18 protein-coding genes are annotated in these 19,773 nt (G+C 64.7%); 12 read left to right on the forward strand and 6 right to left on the reverse strand.

Going from position 1 to position 19,773, the window contains the following annotated elements:
* The first annotated feature begins 124 nt into the window (after nt 1–124).
* Nucleotides 125–904, forward strand: a complete 780-nt coding sequence (locus QW881_RS30790; protein ID WP_316159218.1) for a hypothetical protein — start codon at nt 125–127, stop codon at nt 902–904.
* A gap of 135 nt (nt 905–1,039) precedes the next feature.
* On the opposite strand, the gene QW881_RS30795 is transcribed toward QW881_RS30790, so the two are convergent.
* Nucleotides 1,040–1,930, reverse strand: coding sequence for an SDR family oxidoreductase (locus QW881_RS30795; protein WP_315755753.1), 891 nt, complete (start codon nt 1,928–1,930; stop codon nt 1,040–1,042).
* A gap of 91 nt (nt 1,931–2,021) precedes the next feature.
* Between QW881_RS30795 and QW881_RS30800 the strand changes: the two genes are divergently transcribed.
* Together QW881_RS30800 and xth are read left to right on the forward strand one after the other, a co-directional pair.
* Complete coding sequence (locus QW881_RS30800; protein ID WP_315739383.1) at nt 2,022–2,849, forward strand: helix-turn-helix transcriptional regulator; 828 nt, start codon at nt 2,022–2,024, stop codon at nt 2,847–2,849.
* Between the two features lie 158 nt (nt 2,850–3,007).
* Nucleotides 3,008–3,778 carry an exodeoxyribonuclease III gene (xth, locus tag QW881_RS30805; protein WP_315755754.1) on the forward strand — a complete coding sequence of 257 codons (771 nt, stop codon included), beginning with the start codon at nt 3,008–3,010 and terminating at the stop codon, nt 3,776–3,778.
* A 28-nt stretch (nt 3,779–3,806) separates the two neighbouring features.
* Here the strand turns inward: xth and QW881_RS30810 are convergent, their stop codons facing one another.
* A complete protein-coding gene (locus QW881_RS30810; RefSeq protein WP_315755755.1) occupies nt 3,807–4,310 on the reverse strand; it encodes a hypothetical protein in 504 nt (167 codons plus the stop codon).
* 157 nt (nt 4,311–4,467) lie between these two features.
* Complete coding sequence (locus QW881_RS30815) at nt 4,468–5,193, reverse strand: alpha/beta hydrolase (protein WP_315755756.1); 726 nt, start codon at nt 5,191–5,193, stop codon at nt 4,468–4,470.
* Between the two features lie 104 nt (nt 5,194–5,297).
* Here QW881_RS30815 and QW881_RS30820 point away from each other — a divergent pair, with 104 nt between their 5' ends.
* On the forward strand, nt 5,298–6,284 hold the full coding sequence (locus tag QW881_RS30820) for a helix-turn-helix domain-containing protein (protein WP_315755757.1): 987 nt from the start codon (nt 5,298–5,300) through the stop codon (nt 6,282–6,284).
* 12 nt (nt 6,285–6,296) lie between these two features.
* Here the strand turns inward: QW881_RS30820 and QW881_RS30825 are convergent, their stop codons facing one another.
* A complete protein-coding gene (locus QW881_RS30825) occupies nt 6,297–6,590 on the reverse strand; it encodes a GlsB/YeaQ/YmgE family stress response membrane protein (RefSeq protein ID WP_315755758.1) in 294 nt (97 codons plus the stop codon).
* 501 nt (nt 6,591–7,091) lie between these two features.
* Between QW881_RS30825 and QW881_RS30830 the strand changes: the two genes are divergently transcribed.
* The 5 genes from QW881_RS30830 (at nt 7,092) to QW881_RS30850 (ending at nt 15,036) form a co-directional block, all read left to right on the forward strand.
* The gene (locus QW881_RS30830) at nt 7,092–8,870 is read left to right on the forward strand and encodes an amidohydrolase (protein WP_316159219.1); all 1,779 of its coding nucleotides are present in this window, start codon (nt 7,092–7,094) and stop codon (nt 8,868–8,870) included.
* Nucleotides 8,871–8,949: 79 nt separating this feature from the next.
* Entirely contained in the window at nt 8,950–10,446 is a 1,497-nt protein-coding gene (locus tag QW881_RS30835) for an amidase (protein ID WP_316159220.1), read from the forward strand.
* Nucleotides 10,447–10,519: 73 nt separating this feature from the next.
* Entirely contained in the window at nt 10,520–11,341 is an 822-nt protein-coding gene (locus QW881_RS30840; protein WP_316159221.1) for a hypothetical protein, read from the forward strand.
* Between the two features lie 308 nt (nt 11,342–11,649).
* Nucleotides 11,650–13,458: an amidohydrolase gene (locus QW881_RS30845; protein ID WP_316159222.1), complete on the forward strand. Its 1,809-nt coding sequence runs from the start codon at nt 11,650–11,652 to the stop codon at nt 13,456–13,458.
* 72 nt (nt 13,459–13,530) lie between these two features.
* Nucleotides 13,531–15,036: an MFS transporter gene (locus tag QW881_RS30850; protein WP_316159223.1), complete on the forward strand. Its 1,506-nt coding sequence runs from the start codon at nt 13,531–13,533 to the stop codon at nt 15,034–15,036.
* Here the strand turns inward: QW881_RS30850 and QW881_RS30855 are convergent.
* The gene (locus QW881_RS30855; protein ID WP_410052087.1) at nt 15,033–15,872 is read right to left on the reverse strand and encodes an LssY C-terminal domain-containing protein; all 840 of its coding nucleotides are present in this window, start codon (nt 15,870–15,872) and stop codon (nt 15,033–15,035) included. The genes QW881_RS30850 and QW881_RS30855 overlap by 4 nt on opposite strands.
* A 229-nt stretch (nt 15,873–16,101) precedes the next feature.
* Nucleotides 16,102–16,404, reverse strand: coding sequence for a hypothetical protein (locus tag QW881_RS30860; protein ID WP_316159225.1), 303 nt, complete (start codon nt 16,402–16,404; stop codon nt 16,102–16,104).
* A gap of 285 nt (nt 16,405–16,689) precedes the next feature.
* Between QW881_RS30860 and QW881_RS30865 the strand changes: the two genes are divergently transcribed.
* The 3 genes from QW881_RS30865 (at nt 16,690) to QW881_RS30875 (ending at nt 19,725) form a co-directional block, all read left to right on the forward strand.
* Nucleotides 16,690–17,415, forward strand: coding sequence for a sulfite exporter TauE/SafE family protein (locus QW881_RS30865; RefSeq protein WP_316159226.1), 726 nt, complete (start codon nt 16,690–16,692; stop codon nt 17,413–17,415).
* 19 nt (nt 17,416–17,434) lie between these two features.
* Nucleotides 17,435–18,925, forward strand: a complete 1,491-nt coding sequence (gene radA / locus QW881_RS30870) for a DNA repair protein RadA (protein WP_315777465.1) — start codon at nt 17,435–17,437, stop codon at nt 18,923–18,925.
* 173 nt (nt 18,926–19,098) lie between these two features.
* Nucleotides 19,099–19,725, forward strand: a complete 627-nt coding sequence (locus tag QW881_RS30875) for a CvpA family protein (RefSeq protein WP_315739453.1) — start codon at nt 19,099–19,101, stop codon at nt 19,723–19,725.
* The last annotated feature ends 48 nt before the right edge of the window (nt 19,726–19,773 follow it).

A 19,773-nucleotide genomic window follows, 5' to 3' on the forward strand; every position in this document is an offset into this window, starting at 1 on the left:
GGCTGCGCTTCATGTTCTGGTCCTCGTTGGGGCCAGAACGAACTTCAAGCTGGATTAAGCCCGAGGGGCAAGGTCACGGGATCAGATGTTTCGTATGGCTCAATTGCGGTCCGCTGGAACAACGGTGAACGACCTTCGGGAAGATAAACAATTCAAAGAATTGGCAAGACAAGAATTTCAGCGGAGCCTTTTAATGTTGTCGCAAGAAGATCTTCGATCTCAACTACTGAGGTTCTCGCCGAAACTCGAGAAAGCCGATATCGAAAGGGCTTTGCAGGCAGCCGAGCTATTGAAGGAGCAAGACCCCCTCGCTGTCCTGCAACCCGGCTCGCTCGGTGGCGGCAAAACGGGCGGCCAGTTCAACTTGATGAAGTTGGCCCCGAATTTCGAGATGACGCTGTATTTGGCTCAGGCGACCGGCTCCTTCATCGTCACCGACAACATCTTTCGTTGGAACGAGATAAGGAGAGCCGTTCGTCGGCGGGGGGTGCCATTGAATGGCAATCTGTCAGGCCTTGCAAACAGTATCGAAAGTTCGACATTTGCGTTTCCGCAGAATGTCCCGGATATTGGCACATTGGCTTCTGACAAGGCCTTCACTTCCTATCCAGCATTGATACGTAATGCTTTCAAGTATCTGACAAGAAGTGGCGGCGAAGCTAAGCCCAACTATGAAGGGCATCTAACTGCCCGCTTTGTGCGGACTCATTCAGCAGTTCAGTCATTTATAAGAAAAGCTGGCGTAACCACTCAAAGCGCCAAAATATCTTGCGCTTTTCCGCTCGGAGGCGTTCAGGACAACTCCGTCAACCGCCTCCTTCTAATGTCGAGCTCGGAGAGGCACCTACCAAGTTCCCCGATGGCATTCCTCATTCAAGCAGCAGAAAGTCAACTACAAAAATGAATATAGTCTCGCAGTGATAGCAGGCGTAGTCGGACACGTTACCGCAACGGTACACTAAATTTGTTGCACTTGGCACCAGTCGGCCGCACGGACCATGACGGTGCGCGACCGCGCACCCGCGGCCGCAGCCGGCGCTCATGCCTTGAAGTAATTCCGTTGGCCGATGTCGACGATCAGGCCGATGCCCTCGGGCGTCCAGCCCAGGCGCTGCTGGGTCAGAGCGCTGGAGGCCGGCATGTCCAGGCCCGCGAATACCGCCAGCGGTCCATAGTAGTCGCCCGCCTCCTCCTGCCTGATCGAAACGACCGGCACGTTCAGCGCGCGACCGATCACCTCGATGACCTCGCGCATCGGGACGCCTTCCTCGCCGACGGCGTGGTAGATCGCGTCTGCCACGCCCTTCTCAAGGGCAAGCCGGTAGAGGCGGGCGACGTCCGATCGATGCGCCGCCGCCCAGCGCTCGGTGCCTTCGCCGACATAGGCGGCGCGGCCCTTCTGCCGCGCGAGCTCCACCAGATAGGAGATCAGCCCGGCCTTTCCGGGCGCGCCGTGCACCTGCGGCAGGCGGATCGCCATCGCGCGCACGCCGCGCGATGCATAGGCCAGGCCGGCCTGCTCGGACACGCGCGGGACATGCGCTGACGACTCGCGCCGCATGTCTTCGGTAACCACCACGTTGGCCGCAACGAGCCCCGTTCCGGAGGTGACGATGAACGGCTTGTTCGTGCCCACCAGCACATCGCCCATGGCTTCGATGGCGGCCTTGTCGATGGCGCCGTTCTCCGCGAATTTCGCGAAGTCGTGGATGAAGGCGAGATGGATCACGCCGTCGGCATCCCTCGCGCCGCGCTTCAGGCTGTCGAGGTCCTGCAGCGAGCCGCGATGAACCTGCGCGCCCAGTTGCTCGAGCGTGCGGACGTTCTCGGCGGAGCGCGCGAGGCCGATGACCTGATGCCCGGCGGCGATCAGCTCCCTGGTGGTTGCGGAGCCGATGAATCCGGCGGCGCCGGTGACGAATACGCGCATGAGACACACTCCCTGTTCAGACCGCCGGGATATTGCTAGGCTGCTCATGCGGGTAAAGTCGTGACTTTATACGGGTATAATCGCTAACAGGATGACGGACGCTAACCCTCTCGGGACCTATCTCAGGGATCGCCGCGCCAAGCTCGATCCGACCGCCTTCGGCCTGCCGCTGCAGCGGCGGCGAACGCCGGGGCTTCGGCGCGAAGAGGTGGCGCAACGCGCCAATGTGAGCGCCACCTGGTACACCTGGCTCGAGCAAGGGCGCGGCGGCGCGCCCTCCGCCGACGTGCTGGACCGCATCGCTCGCGCCATGATGCTGACCGACGCCGAGCGCGAGCATCTGTTCCTGCTCGGTCTCGGCCGGCCACCCGAAGCCCGCTATCACGCGATCGACGGCATCTCACCCCGTCTCCAACGCGTGCTCGACACGCTGGAATACAGTCCCGCCTTCGTTCGCACGGCGACATGGGACATCCTCGCCTGGAACAGGGCGGCTGCGGCTGTCCTCACCGACTACAGCACCCTGCCGGAGGGCCAGCGCAATGTTCTGCGCATGATGTTCCACGACAGCCGTGTCCGCGCAGCACAGCCCAACTGGCAGGCCGTGGCGCGCTATGTGGTCGCGTCCTTCCGCGCCGACGTGGCCCGCGCCGGTGCGGCCCGCAATGTCCAGTCGCTGGTCGATGAGCTCTGCGCGACGAGCCCGGAATTTGCGGCGATGTGGCGCGACAACGACGTGCAGGGACGGCATGGCGATGGCGTGAAGGTCCTGCAGCATCCCATCGCCGGATCGCTCTCGCTGGAATTTTCGGGCTTCGCCGTCGATGGCCGGCCCGACCTCACCATGGTGATCTACAATCCCGCGACGCCGGCGGATGCGGACAAGATCCGCGCGCTCGTGACGTCACGACCGAAGTAGGTGCGTGCGCCCTCTCGACTCGCGCCGCCGAGAAGCGCGTGGGTTGCCTGATAGGCCGGGCTTTCGTAGGCAGCCTTGGCTGCATCGACGCTGCAGCGTGAACAAAAAGCCGATTGCGAGCTTGGTCATCCGGACCATCCCCACGGCAACGTGGCATCATGAAGATCGCGACGTTCAACATCAACAATGTCCGGCGGCGGCTCCCCAATCTGCTGCGCTGGCTGCGCGCGGCCAGGCCCGACATCGTCTGCCTGCAGGAGCTGAAATGCACCCAGGCCGAATTCCCCGTCGATGAGATCGCCAAGGCCGGCTACAGCGCGGTGTGGCAGGGGCAGAAGACCTGGAACGGGGTCGCGATTCTCGCGCGCAAGGCCGAGCCGGTGCTGACGCGCACCGCCCTGCCCGGCGATCCGAAGGACAAGGAGGCGCGCTACATCGAGGCCGCGGTGCGCGGCATCGTCATCGGCTGCCTGTATCTGCCGAACGGCAATCCGCAGCCGGGGCCGAAATTCGACCACAAGCTCGCCTGGTTCAAGCGGCTGCACAAGCACGCGGCTGATTTCATCAAGGACGACCTGCCGGTCGTGCTCGCCGGCGACTACAATGTCGCGCCTGATGCGCTCGACATCTATCCGACGAAGTCCTGGGACAAGGATGCGCTGGTCCAGCCGAAGAGCCGCGCCGCCTACAAGGCGCTGGTCGATCAAGGCTGGTGCGATGCGATCCGCACGCTGCATCCGGACGCGCCGATGTTCACCTTCTGGGACTACAAGCGCAACCGCTGGCCGCGCGACGCCGGCCTGCGGCTCGATCACGTGCTGCTGAGCCCGCAGCTCGCGCCGCACCTTAGCAAGGCCGGCGTCGACCGCGCCATCCGCGGCGAGGACGGCGCCAGCGATCACGCGCCGGCCTGGATCGTGCTGAAATAATCCGAACTCGCCTGTCCGCGTCGGAGCCTCAGCCGCGGTCAGGCCAGGTCTGCTGCAGATTGGTCGCGCGCTCGGGCAGGCCCTCGGTCAGCACCGCCATGCCGCCGCACACCGGCAGATGCACGACGAGGCTCGCGGCATCCGGCACGTTCGGACGCGGCGTCACGTTCCACAGCATGATCTCCTGGCGCGTGCGGCGGATCTCCTTGAACTCGTAACTATACGTCTCGGAGCCGCGCGGATATTCGCGCCAGAGCTGGCCTTCCTTGCGGAAGCTGCTCTGCGTGCCGTCATAGCGATCGGCATAGGACAGGCAGGCCGGCACGTTCAGCGCCTCGAGCACGGCCGCGCCGACGTTCGACGCCGCGGGAAGGACGCTGTTCACCGCGCCGATCGCGGCGAACACGGTCGTGATCGCGCCGGCGGCCATCGCGAGCCAGCCGGCCTTGGTCGCGGCCGGCCGCGCAGGCGCATTCGCGGCGGACACCTTGGATGCAAGTCCGCGAGGGGACGTCAGATGGAGCTGGGCCATGACGCGTTCTCCGATGTGCGGCGAGGATGGATGCCCCGCCGGGCTGCATTCATCGGAGATCAGTCTGGCCGATCGCGCTCCCGGCGAATGTGACGCCGATCACAACCTGAAATGATGACCGCCCGGCGCCACACCGAGAGCGTGACGACACGCGCTGTCAATCGCGTCCCGCATCCATGATCGCCTGCGCGAGCCGGCCGGGATCGGAGAAGCACAGCTCATGGCTGCCGGGCACCTGGACCAGCCGGAACAGGCCGAGCTTGCCGGACAGCCGCGGATGCCATGGCAGGCTGTGCGGCAGCGCCGTGTCCTCGGTGCAGTTGATGTAGGATTTCGCGATTGCCATCTCGGCGGGATTGGCGCGCAGCTTGATCTTATCGGTGAAGGTCTTGTTGGGATGCGGATTGAGCATCTCATAGGTGCGGGTCGCGGTGGCGAGATCGGCGTCGTTGATGAAGGCCTCGCGCCAGACCAGGAACGGCAGCACCACCGAACCGTCGCCGCGCTCCGCAGCGACGGCGTCGAACAGCGCAACATAGTGCGGTGGCACCATGTCGTTGAGGCACTCGCCGTCGTTGGGCACGAACGCATTCCAGTAGACCAGGCGGCGGATGCGCTGAGCTATGCGGTCGGCGACGCCGGTGATGACCATGCCGCCATAGGAGTGCCCCATCAGCACGGCGTCGGTGATGTCGTGCTCGGTGAAGTAGTCGCAGATCGAGGCGATCGCCTCGTCGAGTCCAGTGGTCTTTGCGTCGCCGGGGCGGTTGCCGCGGATGGTCGGCAGATGGACGGTGTGGCCGGCGGAGCGAACATGCGCGGCGACCGGCTCGAGCTCGGCGCCGGTATGCCAGGCGCCATGGACCAGGACGTAGGTTGACATGATCACGTTCCTTTGCACGATGGAAGGCGGTGCAAGGACTATGGGCCGGACCGCGCCCGCGGCGCTTGGCTGCAACTGAACCCGATTGGTCTCGGAGTGAACCGATGGGCGCCGAGCCGGAACGGCAGCGGAGCTGGAATACGGCAGCGGTGCGGCCGGAGGAGCAGTTCTCGTATTACCGCGAGGCGATCTGCCAGGCCTTCATGAATTTGACGCCGGAGCCGGCGCGCGGCATCGGATTCGCTGCGGAGGTGCAAAGCATCAGCCTTGGGAGCGGCGCCATCAACCGCGTCAGCTTTCCCGAGCACATCGTACGCCGCTCGCGCACGGACATCGCCGCTTCCACCCAGCGCTGCTTCTATCTCAACCTCAAGCTGGCTGGCCGCTGCACCATCCTGCAGGACGAATGCGATGTCAGCCTGTCCGCCGGTCAGGTCGGCATCTTCGACAGCGATCGCACCTTCGTGCTGCAGCACGATCGCGGGCCGTCGCTCGGCGTGATTTCGTTCCGCGTCCCCGCCGATGCGCTGTGCAGCCGCCTGCCGGCGGAGCCGGACATCGCGCCGACGCGGCTGTCCGACGATCCATGCGTCGGCGCACTGATCGTGGAGACGGCGCGCTCCCTCAACGCCAATGCGCTGCGGCTCGCACCCGACCATGCGTCGGCGCTGTTCGGCGTGCTGCTCGATCTGGTGGCGCTGAGCCTGGCGCGCCGCGGCCGCCGCGAGACGCATGCGACCACCTCATTTGCCGATGCGACGACCTTGGCGCTGCGCCGCGCCATTCACGAGCGGGTGCGCGAGCCCGGCCTGACGGTGGCGACCATCGCATCTGTCGTCGGGATCAGCGAGCGCTATGTGCACAAGCTGCTGTCCCGCGCCGGGACCAGCTTCTCCGACCTGGTGATGGAGCGCCGGCTCGATGGCGCAGCGCGCGATCTGCGCGATCCCGCCCGATGCGGCCGCGACATCGGCCGCATCGCCTTCGACTGGGGCTTTTCGGATCTGTCGCACTTCACGCGGCGCTTCAAGCAGCGTTTCGGCATGCGCCCGCGCGACTGGCGCGCGGAGACCGCGCGTCACCCGGGCTGACAGCCGCCTGGGTCAGCGCGGCCTCGGTTCGCGGGCTGCGCCCCACAACCAGATTGCCGCCAGCAGGACGAGCGAGCCGACGAACGCCGCGACGACGTCGCGCAGCGAAATGACGATGCTGCCCATGCCTGGAAACAACCCGAACAGGTTGAACAAGACACCACCGATGAGGGCGCCGACGCATCCCAATCCGATGTTCGTGAGGAGCCCGAAACCTGCTCGGCGGCGCTTCACCAGGATTCCGGCAAGGCCGCCACCAATCAAGCCGACGACGAGCCAAGTCCCTGCATGTACCAGTGTGAACATTCTTCACTCCGTCGGTCTGCCGTCACCCCTCAGCTGGAGCATTACGGCCAGCAGCAAGATCATGAGAGCACATTGCCGAGCGAAGCGGGACCGCCAGTTGCTACACGGATGCAGCCAGATCAAGGGTCTTGCTCGCAGAGCCACACGAATCGCACGCTTGCAGGTTACATCGATTTCGTTGCCATGAGCTGAACTCTGCACATCGGATGAGTTCGCAACCCACTCGCAAACTGGCGCAGGCCGGCGTCCGTGACAAGGTGATGCGGCCCCTGCTTGTTTTGGCCATTCCGCTTCGGACGTCGCGTACTTCCTCCCGAAATGACAGTCATTCGAATCTAATCGTCTCGAACATGCGCAGCTCATGCGAATGCTTCGCACGCAAAGGGCTACGTAGTTCCCCCGAGTTCATACACTCCTCGGAATCGGGAAGAATGCGTTTCCCGCAGAGCGTGCAGAGGTGAATGCATGTGCATCGCATGCAACTGGGCAAGATTCCGTGGTTTGCTCAAGCTTGATTTTGGCTCCGTCAACGAGGCCGAGCCGTCACGACGCAGGCTCCTGCAGACAGGCGCGGCGTTCGCCGCAGCCGGCGTCGCCTCGGTGTCCGCCGCTCCGACGAACGCCGAGGCGCGAACCGGCGGCGGCAAGGCCGACATCGTGTTTCGCAACGGCCCGGTCTACGCCGTGAACGGTGGCCGGGAATGGGCCCGCGCGGTCGCCGTCATGCAAAAACACATCGTCTATGTCGGCGATGACGCCGGCGTCCGGTCCTTCATCGGCCCAAAGACCCGCGTCGTCGATCTCGCCGGCAGGATGCTGCTGCCCGGTTTCGTGGAAGGACACATCCATCCGATAGCGGGCGCTGTCGTGACTCGGGGCGTCGATCTTCAATACGACACAAGGGAGGAGATGCTCGACGCCCTGAAGGCCTATCGCGCCAAGCTGGGCCAGGCCGGCATCGTCCGCGGCTTCGGCTGGCGCTATAACGCCTTTCCGCCGACCGGCCCGCGCAAGGAGGATCTCGATCAGATCTGGCCGGACACGCCCGTCTTTCTCGTCGGGATCGATGGCCATTCCGCCTGGGTCAATTCCAAGACGCTGGCGATTGCCAAGGTGACCAAGGATCCGTTGCCCGGCTACAGCTACTTCGAGCGGGACCCGGCCTCGGGAGAGCCGACCGGCTATCTGGTCGAGCCACCGGCGATGTTTCCGGTCCTCAACGCGGTCTCGCCGTTCACGACCGGCTATATTGCGGACTCGCTCGCACAGTGGCTGCCGAAGGCGTCGGCAGCCGGCATCACCAGCGTGTTCGATGCCGGATTGCTCGTTCTGCCCGAGGAGACAGGCTACGAACTCTATCAGGATCTGGAGCGCAAAGGAAAACTGCCGTTCCGTGTGGTCGGATCGACCTACCACAACAATCCGGCGATCGACCCCGTGCCGATCGCGAAGGCCCTGCGGCGACGCTTCAATTCCGAACTGGTGCAGGCGCCCGTTCTCAAGCTCAACATCGACGGCGGCGAAGCCCAACGGACCGCCGCATTGCTGGCCCCCTATAGCGACGATCCGAGCACGAGCGGCGAGACGCTGGTCCCGCCGGACCAGTTCAAGGACATCATCCGCCGCGCCGACAGGGCGGGCCTCAATATTCACATCCATTCCTACGGTGATCGCGCCAACCGCCTGTCGCTGGACGCGTTCGAAGCCGCGATCAAGGTCAATCCGCCGCGCGATCGCCGGCACACGCTGGCGCATCTCATATTTGTTTCACCTGACGATCTGCCGCGCTTCGCCAAGCTCGGCGTCACCGCGCAGTTCTCCGCCCAATGGTCGGTGGCGGATGCCTATTGGCAGGGCGTGATGCGGCCCCGCGTCGGCGCGCGCGCCGAACAGGCGTTTCGCACCGGCTCGATCCTGCGTCATGGCGCCAACATCTCGCTCGGCACCGATTGGCCGGCCGCCGGCTATTACAGCACCTACAAGCCGCTGGATGCGATCGAGATCGCGACCACGCGGCGGGAGTTGAACAAGCCGGATCAGCCGGCTTTGGTGCCGCTCGACGAGCGGATCAGCCTCGAAGAGGCGATCCGCGCCGCCACCATGGGCCCGGCCTATCAGCTCGGACTCGACCAGAAGGTCGGTTCGATCGAGGTCGGCAAGCTCGCCGATCTGATCGTGCTTGAAAGAAACCTGTTCGAAGTCGCCCCGCACGACATCCACAACACAAAGGTGCTGATGACCGTCATGAACGGTCAGGTCAGGCACGAACAGCGAAGCTGAATCCAGCGACTTCTCGGGCCGTCACCTTCAGGGCCACATCGACAAACTCAGACCGATTCCCGGAAATACGGAGGCGTATATGATTGACAGAAGAACGCTCATCAAAGGCGCGGGAGCGGCGTTGGTCGCGTCCGGACTCGATTTGCCGGCCGCGCGCGCTGAGTCCGCCGATCCGCTCTGCTATGCGTCGGTCGCCGATCTCATCGCCATGTTCCGGGCCCGCAAGGCGTCGCCGGTCGATCTCTTGAAGGCGCAGATCAAGCGGATCGAAGCCTACAACACGAAGGTCAACTGCATCACCTACGAGCATTTCGATCAGGCGCTCAAGGAGGCCAAGCTGTCCGAGGACCGCTATCGGCGTGGCACCGCAAGGCCGCTCGAAGGGATCACGGTAGCCATCAAGGACGAATTCTCCAGGCCGGGCTGGCGGACGACGCAGGGCTCGCTCCTCTTCAAGGACTCGCCGCCCGCAACGGAAAACTCGGCCATCACCGACTCGCTCGAGGCCGCCGGCGCCGTCATGCCGTTCCAGACGACCGTGCCGGAATTCTACCTCTTCCTCGGCGCGTCCACCCGCGCCTGGGGCACGACACGCAATCCGTGGAATCTCGAATACTCTCCGGGCGGGTCGTCGGCGGGATCGGGCGCGGCGCTGGCCGCAGGCTTCACGACGCTCGCCATGGGCTCGGACATGGGCGGCTCGATCCGAATTCCCGCCTCACAATGTGGTCTCTATGGCTTCAGGCCGCCGTTCGGACGCGTGGCTGGTGGGGAAATCCCGTTCTCGACCTCGGGCCCGATGGCGCGGCGCTTCGACGACCTCGTCCGCCTCCAGAACGCGATCGTCGGTCCGTCCGAGCGGGTGATGGCCGCGATGCGCCCTCGCCTCGACTACCCCACCCGCTATCCGCGCCTTTCCGGGTGGCGCATCGCCGTGGATTGGGGCGCCGGCATTGCGGACGTCATACCGTCCGTGAAGGGTGCGATGCTGAGAGGAATCGAGGCGCTGCGCGCCGCGGGGTGCACTGTGGACGAGGTCGACTGCGGCTTCACGAAGGCCCACAAGATGGTCTTCATCCGTGGGCTGATGTCGACGTCCATCGGCACTGCGATCGATATCTCGAATGCGCATCGCGATCAGCTCTCGCCCTACATGACCGAAATGCTCGACCAGGTCGGCGCGGTCGGACCGCGCCAGGCCGAAGAAGCCGAAGAGCTGCTGCAGCGGCTGCACCGCCAGGTGCAGCAGCGCGTGTTCGGCAAGGGCTACCGCATCCTGCTCATGCCGACCATGGCAACGCCTCTGGTCGGGGCCGACATGTTCAAGAGCAAGGAAAACAAGGTGGACCCGTGGGTGGGCACCGGTCTGGGCTTGGCGCTGACGTGGCACTGGAATCTGCTCAACCGCTATCCGGTCGTCGATGTCCCGCTCGGCGTGGTCGAGGACCGCATGCCCTCGGGCATGCAGGTGATCGGCCAGACCTACACCGATCTCGACACGTTCCAGTTCGCGTCGAACTGGTCTCGCCTGCGGCCGTCACTGTTCGCCGGCGGGCAATTTCCGACCTTCGCCTGACTCCATAGCGGCCGGAACGGTGCAGATGCGAGACAACGGATGCGAGAGCAGCGCTTCGACAGCGAGGTCGGCCATGGCTCCGAGAATTTTTCGACGGGCGGTTCTCCTGTTCCTGATCTCAGCACTGTACCCAGGCGCCGGCGCCTCGGCACAGCAGAAGACGCCATCGCTCGAAGATCTCGCCAAGGCGGCGCAAAACCCGATCGCGGATACGATCAGCGTCGGGCTGGAGAATATCGCCATGCCGAACACGGGTGCGTACCGGCAGACGGCTGACGTCTTCAAGATCGAGCCGGTCATCCCGTTCCAGCTCAATGCCGACTGGAATCTGGTGACACGCACGACCATTCCCGGCATCGCCCAGGTGCGCTTCTCCCCTGAGCAAGGCCGGATCGGCGGCGTCGGCGACATCAACCAGATCTTCGCGCTCACCCCGTCGCATTCGGGCGCCCTCATCTGGGGTGTCGGCCCGACCTTTTCCTATCCGTCGGCAACCGACCCCGCCCTTGGTTCGGGAAAATGGAGCGCGGGTCCGACCATCGTCGCGCTGACCATGCCGGGGCCGTGGGTGCTCGGGGTGCTCGCCAACAACATCTGGTCGTTTGCGGGTCCTGGCGACCGCGCGCCGGTAAACCAGATGATGCTGCAGTATTTCATCACCTACAATTTCTCGGACGGGTCCCACATCAGTTCGAGTCCCATCATCAATGCGAACTGGCTCGCGAAGGGCAATGACCGCTGGGTCGTTCCGGTCGGCGCGGGAATAGGCAAGCTGTTCATGGTCGACAAGCAGCCGGTCAACGCCGAGATCGGTGTCTACTACAATGTGCTGAAGCCGGACCTGGCACCGCGGTGGCAGTTTCGCGCCAGCCTGGCTTTCCTGTTCCCGAAGTGACGGTGCTCGGGACCAGGCATCGGTGGGATCGATGACCTCCATCGGCATGAACGACACCCTCGCGCTCGGGCGACGCATGACGATGAGCCGATGCGGCGGTCCTCTTTTTCTCTGTCTGAAAGCTTCGATTTGAAATTTATCCATCAACAGGAAACCAGTATGCGTGCTGGCGCTCGATGCCGCCGAGATTGACTTGATCGTTGTCAATCTTGGCGGGTGCTGAGTGAAGTAGTTTCAGCGCCTGACTCGGCAATCGTGCAGCTCACCCGGAGCGCGGAATTTTCGGAGCAGGACTTCGGAGCAGGACAATGTGCATTGCATGCGGCTCAGCCATCGGTTCGCTGTTTGCGGCATCGAAGTCGGAGCGCGGCGGACTGACCCGTCGCCAGATGGTCGCGACCTCGGCTGCGGCCGCGGCATTCGTCGCTGCCTCGGCTCCGGCCTGGGCCGCCTCCAGCAGCACGACCATCTTTCGCGGCGGGCGCGTCTACACGGTGGACGACTCCCTGCCCTGGGCCCAGGCCGTCGTCGTCAAGGGAGACACGATCGTCTACGTCGGCGACGACGCAGGCGCGATGAAGTTTGCCGGACACGGGGCTGACGTCATCGACCTCAATGGGCGTATGCTCATGCCGGGCTTCGTCGAAGCGCATTGGCATCTTTGCACGCTGGCCTTCGCCCGCGGCGCCTGGGTCAACGAGGAAGATCCCGAGCGCATCTACGCGATCCTGCGCGATTACGCGAAGACGCACTCCGACGAAAAGTTCATTCTGGGCTTCGGCTGGATCGCTGGCGCGTTTCCCGCCTCGGGTCCGCGCAAGGAGCCGCTGGACGAGATCTTCCCTGATCGGCCGGTCCTGCTCGTCAGTTGCGATCTGCACGCCTACTGGGTCAATTCCAAGCTGCTGGAGATGGCCGGCATTAGGAAGGATACTCCGCGCGACGTCGTGCCCGGGTCCTCCTGGTACGAAAAGGATCCCAATGGCGTGCCGACCGGGTTCATTTCGGAAGTGCCTGCGCTGTTCGCGGTGCTCAAGGCGCTGGAAAAGCACGGCATCGAACCATTCGGCCTGAAGTCGACCGCCGCCGCGATCGAGGAATGGCAGCCCAGGCTGGCAGCCGCCGGCATCACCACCTTCTTCGATGCCGGCTTCAGCGCCTGGCCGACCGAGCAGCATCACGGTTTCGACATGCTGGTCGAGCTCGAGAAGCGCGGCAAGCTGTTGCAGCGCGTGATCGGCAGCCTGTATCACAATGATCCCAGCGTCGATCCGCTGCCGACTATCCGGGCCTATCGAAAACGTTATCGCACACCGCTCGTCAAGGCGGACGTGCTGAAGCTCATCGTCGATGGCACCGAGTTGAGCCGCACGGCCTATCTGCTGGATCCCTATGCCGGAAGTCCGGATTGGCGCGGCGAAACGTTGTTTCCGCCGGCGGTGTTGAACCGCATCCTGCGCCAGGCGCATGCCGAGGGAATCGATACGCACCTTCACGCCGTCGGCGATGCCGCCGTCCGCATGAGCCTGGATGGATACGAAGCCGCCTTTGGCAAGAACGGCCCCGGCAACCGCCGTCATACCATCTGCCACGCATTCCTCACCGCGCCATCGGACATTGCGCGCTTCAGAAAGCTCGGCGTGATCGCGAATACGCAGATCCAATGGGGCGTGCCGGATGCCAGCCAGCGTCGCGTCCGCGAGATCTACGGCGACGAGCGCTGGAGCCGCATGTACACCTTCAAGACGTTCATCGACCAAGGCGTCACGGTGTCGTTCGGCATGGATGCGCTGGCGACCGGCTCGAAGGTCGTCGTCAAGCCACTCGAGGCGTTGCAGGCCGGCCATACACGTCAGGAGCCGGGCAAGCCCGACGGCCTGGTCCATCCGCCCGCGACCGAACGCCTGGGCCTGCCGGACCTCATCCGAGGCTACACCATCAACGGAGCCTACCAGCTTCGCATGGAGGACAAGATCGGCTCCATCAAGGTCGGCAAGCTGGCCGATCTGATCGTGCTCGAGAACAATCTGTTCGATGTCGGGCCGCACGACATCGGCAAGGTCAATATTCAGCTGACGATGATGAACGGCCGGATCACGCATCGTAGTGGAATCTGAGCGGGAGCGGTGAACGTGCTCGAGACGACGAACGCGCCGAATGAACAACGGCTTGCGCAAGCGAGCGCGCCGATGTCGAAACGTAATCGCTGGCTCATCCTCCTGACCGTCTCCAGCGCGCTGGCGCTCGTCGTGATCGACATGACGGTGCTCTATACGGCGCTGCCGAGCCTGACCCATGAGCTGGCTGCAACGGCCTCGGAGAAACTGTGGATCGTCATGGCCTACGGGCTCGTCGTCGCCGGCCTGCTTCCCGGCTTCGGCTCGCTCGGCGATCGCGTCGGGCACAAGAGGACATTCGTTGTCGGCCTCATCGTCTTCGGACTGGCCTCGGTCGTGGCCGCCTATTCGCCGACCGCCATGGCCCTGATCGGCGGGCGCGTCCTGCTCGCAATCGGCGCCGCGCTGATGATGCCGGCGACGCTGTCGATCATTCGCATCACCTTCTCCGATGACCACGAACGGGCGCTCGCCATCGCCATCTGGGGAGCCGTCGCATCCAGTGGAGCGGCCGTCGGGCCCTTGGTCGGCGGCATTCTGCTGGAATATTTCTGGTGGGGCTCGGTCTTTCTGATCAACGTGCCGCTCGTCGTGCTGGCGCTGGTCGCCGGCCTGCTGCTGATTCCTGCACCGGCCGATCGTGCCGAGCGCGACTGGGACCTCCTCGGTTCAGTGCAGGTGATGGCCGGGCTGATCGGCTTCGCCTACGTCGTCGAGGAGCTCGGCAGTCGCCAGTCTTCCTATGTCGTCCTTGCCGGCACGGCTGTCGCGACGGTCATCATGTTGACGGTGTTCGCACGCCGTCAATTGCGTCTCGAGGATCCTTTGCTCGACTTCACCCTGTTCCGAAACGTCGAGTTCACGCTCAGCGTGATCACCGCGATCGTGGCTTCACTCGCCATTGCGGGGACGGAACTCGCGATCAGCCAACGCCTGCAACTCGTCCTCGGCTATTCGCCGCTGCAGGCGGCATTGTACATCCTTCCGGCCCCGCTCGGTGCCTTCATCGGCGGGCCGCTTGCGAGCCTGATGCTCCGTCGCGTCCGAGCCGCCACCACGATGTCCGGCGCGCTGTTGATCGCAGGCATCGGCGCGGCCGGCTACCTGCTCTGCTACAACGCCAGCCTGGCGCTGCAACTGATCTGCATCGCGGTCAATGGTCTAGGGCTGGGAGCATCCATCGCTGCCGCCTCCAACGCTGTGATGAATCACGCGCCTGAAGGCCGCGAAGGCATGGCCGCGTCGATCGAGGAGGTGTCGTTCGAGCTCGGCGGCACAATCGGCATCAGCGTTTTCGGAAGCATTCTGTCCGGAGTCTATACGGCGTTCATGGTTCTGCCCGACGGCCTCGGCATTCCCGCCGTTGCGCGCGACAGCATCGACGAGGCCCTGATCGCCGCCGAGCGGCTGCCGACCGGGCTCGCTGCAATCGTCGCCTCGCACGCTCATCGCGCCTTCGATCAGGCGTTCCTGACTGTCGTCAGCGTTGCGATGGTCGTCCTGCTCTGCACCGCCTTCCTGGTCCGGCCCCGAGCAGAGCGAACGACCTCGAACGCGGCTCGTCAGCAAGTCCACTAGGCCGGCGACGAAGACCCCTCATGCGCGTCGGCGTTGGCGGCGATCACCACGCTCGCCAACGCGATGTCGCCGTCCGATACGTAGTGATTGACCCGCTCGGGCAGGTTCCGGCCAGCCTTATAGAGCTCGACGGTCTCGATCGATCGTGTTCTGATCAATTCGGCCATGATGTAGTCCCGCTCCGCATTGGCATCCGGATCGGTGGCGTGCGTGATCTGAAAGGTCAGTCGGGTGAGCGACAGGCCCGTATCCTTCGTGCCGGCACCGACCCAGAGGACGGATTCATCGGCCGCAGGCGTGTCGGTCGTTAACCAGAAATCGCCAGCATTCCAGCTCTTCTCGGCATGGGCGAGGTCAACGGCCCAGAACCGGACGTGATGACGCTTTCGCGGACTATTGCCGATGGCTTTCTGAAAGCCGATATCCTGGCCGCGACCGAACAGATAGAGGGTGCTGAAAGGAGCAGTGGGGTACGGCCTGGCGAGGACGAAGGCGCGGACCATGGCCCACGAGCTTGCCAGCCCCAATCGGTCCGCCTCGCACCAACCGATCGCAGCAAAGCTCGCGCGGAGCTGTCGAAGCGTGCCGATCAGGGCGAGATTGACGGGGTCGCCGGGCAATCCATCGCCGGTGATCGTGTAGCTGGGCACCCTCCGACTCTGAAGGATCCTGAGACTCAATCGGATCACGCGTGGCAGAACGACATAGGCCGCGATTGCGTAGCTGACGCCGACGGAGGCAATCCAGGGCAGCCTGCGGTCCGCCGTCTCGAACACCACGAACACGATCAGCCAGACCGTGAAGATCCCGAGCCCGGCGACCAGCACGCGTTGCATGAGGCGTAAGAGCAGTCGCACTGGATCGGTCCGGTGAAAACGAGGTGATCAGCAATCGCATTTTCGGTAGGGTGTCCGATCTTCTCTTCGTTGGCAACACCGCACGTGAAGGCACGAGGCGGCTCGGTCGCCGGCGCTATGACGAGGTTGTCCGCCCTGGGTTGCTCGACATTCGTCTGCGGCGGCACGCAGCCCCGAGCCAGCCCAAAGACAGCCGGACTGCGCGTGCTTACGCCGACAGCCGCTCGGCGTTGGACGCGACATAATCCCGATAGAGATCGACGACCGCGGCCGGGCTCGCGCCGGCCATCAGCTTCGCCGTCGCCTCCAAGGCTGCGGCGATCTTTTCGCTGACCATCAGCTCCGCCTCCTCGCCCGCATCGGCTTCGCCGCGCGCGAACTTTTCCAGCCGGAGCCGGATGACCTCGCCGGCTTCCATGGCCAGCATCGCGGCCGTGAACCAGGGGAACTCCGCATCGGCGGTTGCCGTCAGGGATGGCCGCATCTGCAAGGACATCGGGGTTTTGCTCATCGTCATCGTCCGAGAACATCAGCGGACGTGCGAGGAATACGCTTCAACTTTTAATGATGCGGACGCACAATCATCGCCGATTTCGAGTCGGCTCGAACGAGCCGTTAACCACGGGACGCAGCTCCCACTCCGTCATTGCGAGGAGCCCCGGGGCTTCCCCTGCGGCGAGCCCGAGGGCAGGCTCCGCGACGACGCAATCCAGGGTCACGCACGCGGCCCTGGAATGCTTCGCTTCGCTCGCAACGACACGGGGAGAGATGTTGTCCGAGCGCGGAGACGATCTTCTTGGGCTTCCTGTTCGTCCTCGCAGTCGGCCTCGTTGCCGGCACCTTTTCCGGCATCGTCGGCACCGGCTCGTCGATCATGCTGATGCCGGTGCTGGCCTACGAGTACGGCCCGAAGGAGGCCGTGCCGATCATGGCGGTCGCCGCCGTCATGGCGAACCTGTCGCGCATCCTGGCGTGGTGGCGCGAGGTCGACTGGCGCGCCTGCGCGGCCTATTCGGTCACCGGCATTCCGGCCGCCGCACTCGGCGCGCGCACCTTGCTGATCCTGCCATCGCAGGCGGTCGATATCACGATCGGGCTGTTCCTGATGGCGATGGTGCCGGTACGGCATTGGCTGACGCGGCACGACCTCAAGGCCAATCTCTGGCACCTCGCGCTCGGCGGTGCGGTGATCGGATTTCTGACCGGCATCGTGGTCTCGACCGGGCCGCTCAGCGTGCCGCTGTTCCTGTTCTATGGGCTGTCGAAGGGCGCCTTCCTCGCCACCGAGGCTGCGAGCTCGCTCGGGCTCTATGTCTCGAAATCCATCACCTTCCAGCGCTTCGGCGCGTTGACGCCGGACATTCTGCTGAAGGGGCTGATCGCCGGCGGCTCGCTGATGGCCGGCGCCTTCGTCGCCAAGCGCTTCGTGCTGCACATGAAGCCCGATGTGTTCCGCGTGGTGATGGATGGCATCATGCTGGCCGCAGGCCTAACTATGCTATGGAACGCCACCCACTCCTGAGCACATCGATTCTCCCTCCATGGCCAAGACCACGCTCTCCTTCGTCTGCCAGAACTGCGGCGCGGCCTATTCGCGCTGGCAGGGCAAATGCGAGGCCTGCGGCGAGTGGAACACGCTGGCGGAGGAAGACACGACGGGCGCGACCTCCGCGCCGGTGTCGCTGCGCTCCAAGCGCAAGGGCCGCACGTTCCAGCTGGAATCGCTGACCGGCAAGAGCATCGACGCGCCGCGGCTGTCGTCGGGCATGACCGAGCTCGACCGCGTCACCGGCGGCGGCTTCGTGCGCGGCTCGGTGCTGCTGGTCGGCGGCGATCCCGGCATCGGCAAATCGACGCTTCTGACCCAGGCGACCTCGATGCTGGCGCGCGCCGGCCATCGCGCCGTCTACATTTCCGGCGAGGAAGCTGTCGCCCAGGTGCGGCTGCGCGCCGAGCGCCTCGGGCTTGCGGATGCGCCGGTACAACTGGCGGCTGAGACCTCGGTCGAGGACATCATCGCGACCCTGTCCGAAGGCGGCGTGCCGCGACTGATCGTGATCGATTCGATCCAGACGATGTGGACCGACACCGTCGAATCGGCGCCGGGCACGGTCACCCAGGTGCGCGCCTCGGCGCAGAAGCTCATTCGCTTCGCCAAGAAATCCGGCGCCGCCATCATCCTTGTCGGCCACGTCACCAAGGACGGCCAGATCGCCGGCCCCCGCGTCGTCGAGCACATGGTCGACGCGGTGCTGTCGTTCGAGGGCGAGGGCTCGCAGCAGTTCCGCATCCTGCGCGCCGTCAAGAACCGGTTCGGCCCGACCGACGAGATCGGCGTGTTCGAAATGACGGGGCTGGGCCTGCGCGAGGTCACCAACCCCTCCGAGCTGTTTCTGTCCGAGCGCGATCTCGGCAGCCCCGGCACGGCGGTCTTTGCCGGGATCGAGGGCACCCGCCCCGTGCTGGTCGAAATCCAGGCCCTGGTGGCACCGACCTCGCTCGGCACGCCGCGTCGCGCCGTCGTCGGCTGGGATCCGAGCCGGCTGTCCATGGTGCTGGCCGTGCTGGAGGCGCATTGCGGCGTCAAGCTGTCGGGCCACGACGTCTATCTCAACGTCGCCGGCGGCCTGCGCATCAACGAGCCGGCGGCGGATCTCGCCGCTGCCGCAGCTCTGGTCTCCTCGCTGGTCAACGCGCCGCTGCCGCCCGATGCGGTCTATTTCGGCGAGATTTCGCTGTCGGGCGCGGTCCGCCCGGTGGCGCAGACCTCGGCGCGGCTGAAGGAGGCCGCCAAGCTCGGCTTCGGCCGCGTCGTGCTGCCGGAGCGCGCCCGCGGCGAGGCCGGCGGCGATGCCGGGCTCAGCCTCAATACCGTCGGCGGATTGACCAGCCTGGTCGCCGACATCGCCGCGCGCGGCACGCCCCGCGCCCGCCACGACGGCAGCCGGGACGAGGGTGAGCAGGGCCGCCGTGGCCCCAGCCATGCCGAAAAAAATGCCACACCAGCGAGATTCCGCCGCCAGGACGGCTAGCCGGACCGTGACGTTCGCGTGACTCGCCGCTATACAACGCCGCAACCGGGCGCCCACGCGGGATGGTGCAGCGTCCGGACTTGCCGGGGAACCCTGCTCTCCTCCGCCTGGAGGGGCGGTCCTCCGTCAATTCGAAGCGAACCTTGGACCTGACAAGCGGACCTGAGCAGCCGATGCCGATAACGATCCTCGATCTCATCCTGCTCGGCGTGATGCTGGTGTCGGGGCTGCTAGCGATGGTCCGCGGCTTCATGCGCGAGATACTGTCGATCGCCGCGTGGGGCGCGGCGGCCCTGGTCACGCTTTATTCATTCTCGAAGCTGCTGCCGACCGCCAAGACCTATTTCAACAACGATACCGTCGCCAGCGTCGTCGTCGTTGCCGGTACTTTCGTGGGCACCCTGCTCATCGTCTCGGTGATCACGGTCAAGATCTCCGACATGATCCTCGATTCGCGCATCGGCGCGCTCGACCGCACCCTGGGATTCCTGTTCGGACTGGGCCGTGGCCTCCTGATCGTCGTCGTCGCCTTCCTGTTCTTCAGCTGGCTGGTGCCGGACAAGCAGCGTCCGGACTGGGTCACCGGCGCCAAGTCCCGCGTGGTCCTGCAGGGAACCGGGGATTGGCTGATGTCGCTCTTGCCTGATGATCCCGAGAACACCATTTTAAAGAAATTCAAGAAGAACAAGCCGGACGACGACCAGACTGACACCGAGTCGCCCGGAGTGGGCGGCGATGGGTACAGCAAGCCTGCCCGCGACAGCTTGAAGAAGCTGATCGAGAAACCCGCGGCCAAGTGAGCCAAGCCCAGAAGAGAGGCGCGATGGACCAGCACCACGATTCTTCCG

This window comes from Bradyrhizobium sp. SZCCHNS3016, assembly GCF_032484535.1.
Taxonomy (GTDB): Bacteria; Pseudomonadota; Alphaproteobacteria; order Rhizobiales; family Xanthobacteraceae; genus Bradyrhizobium.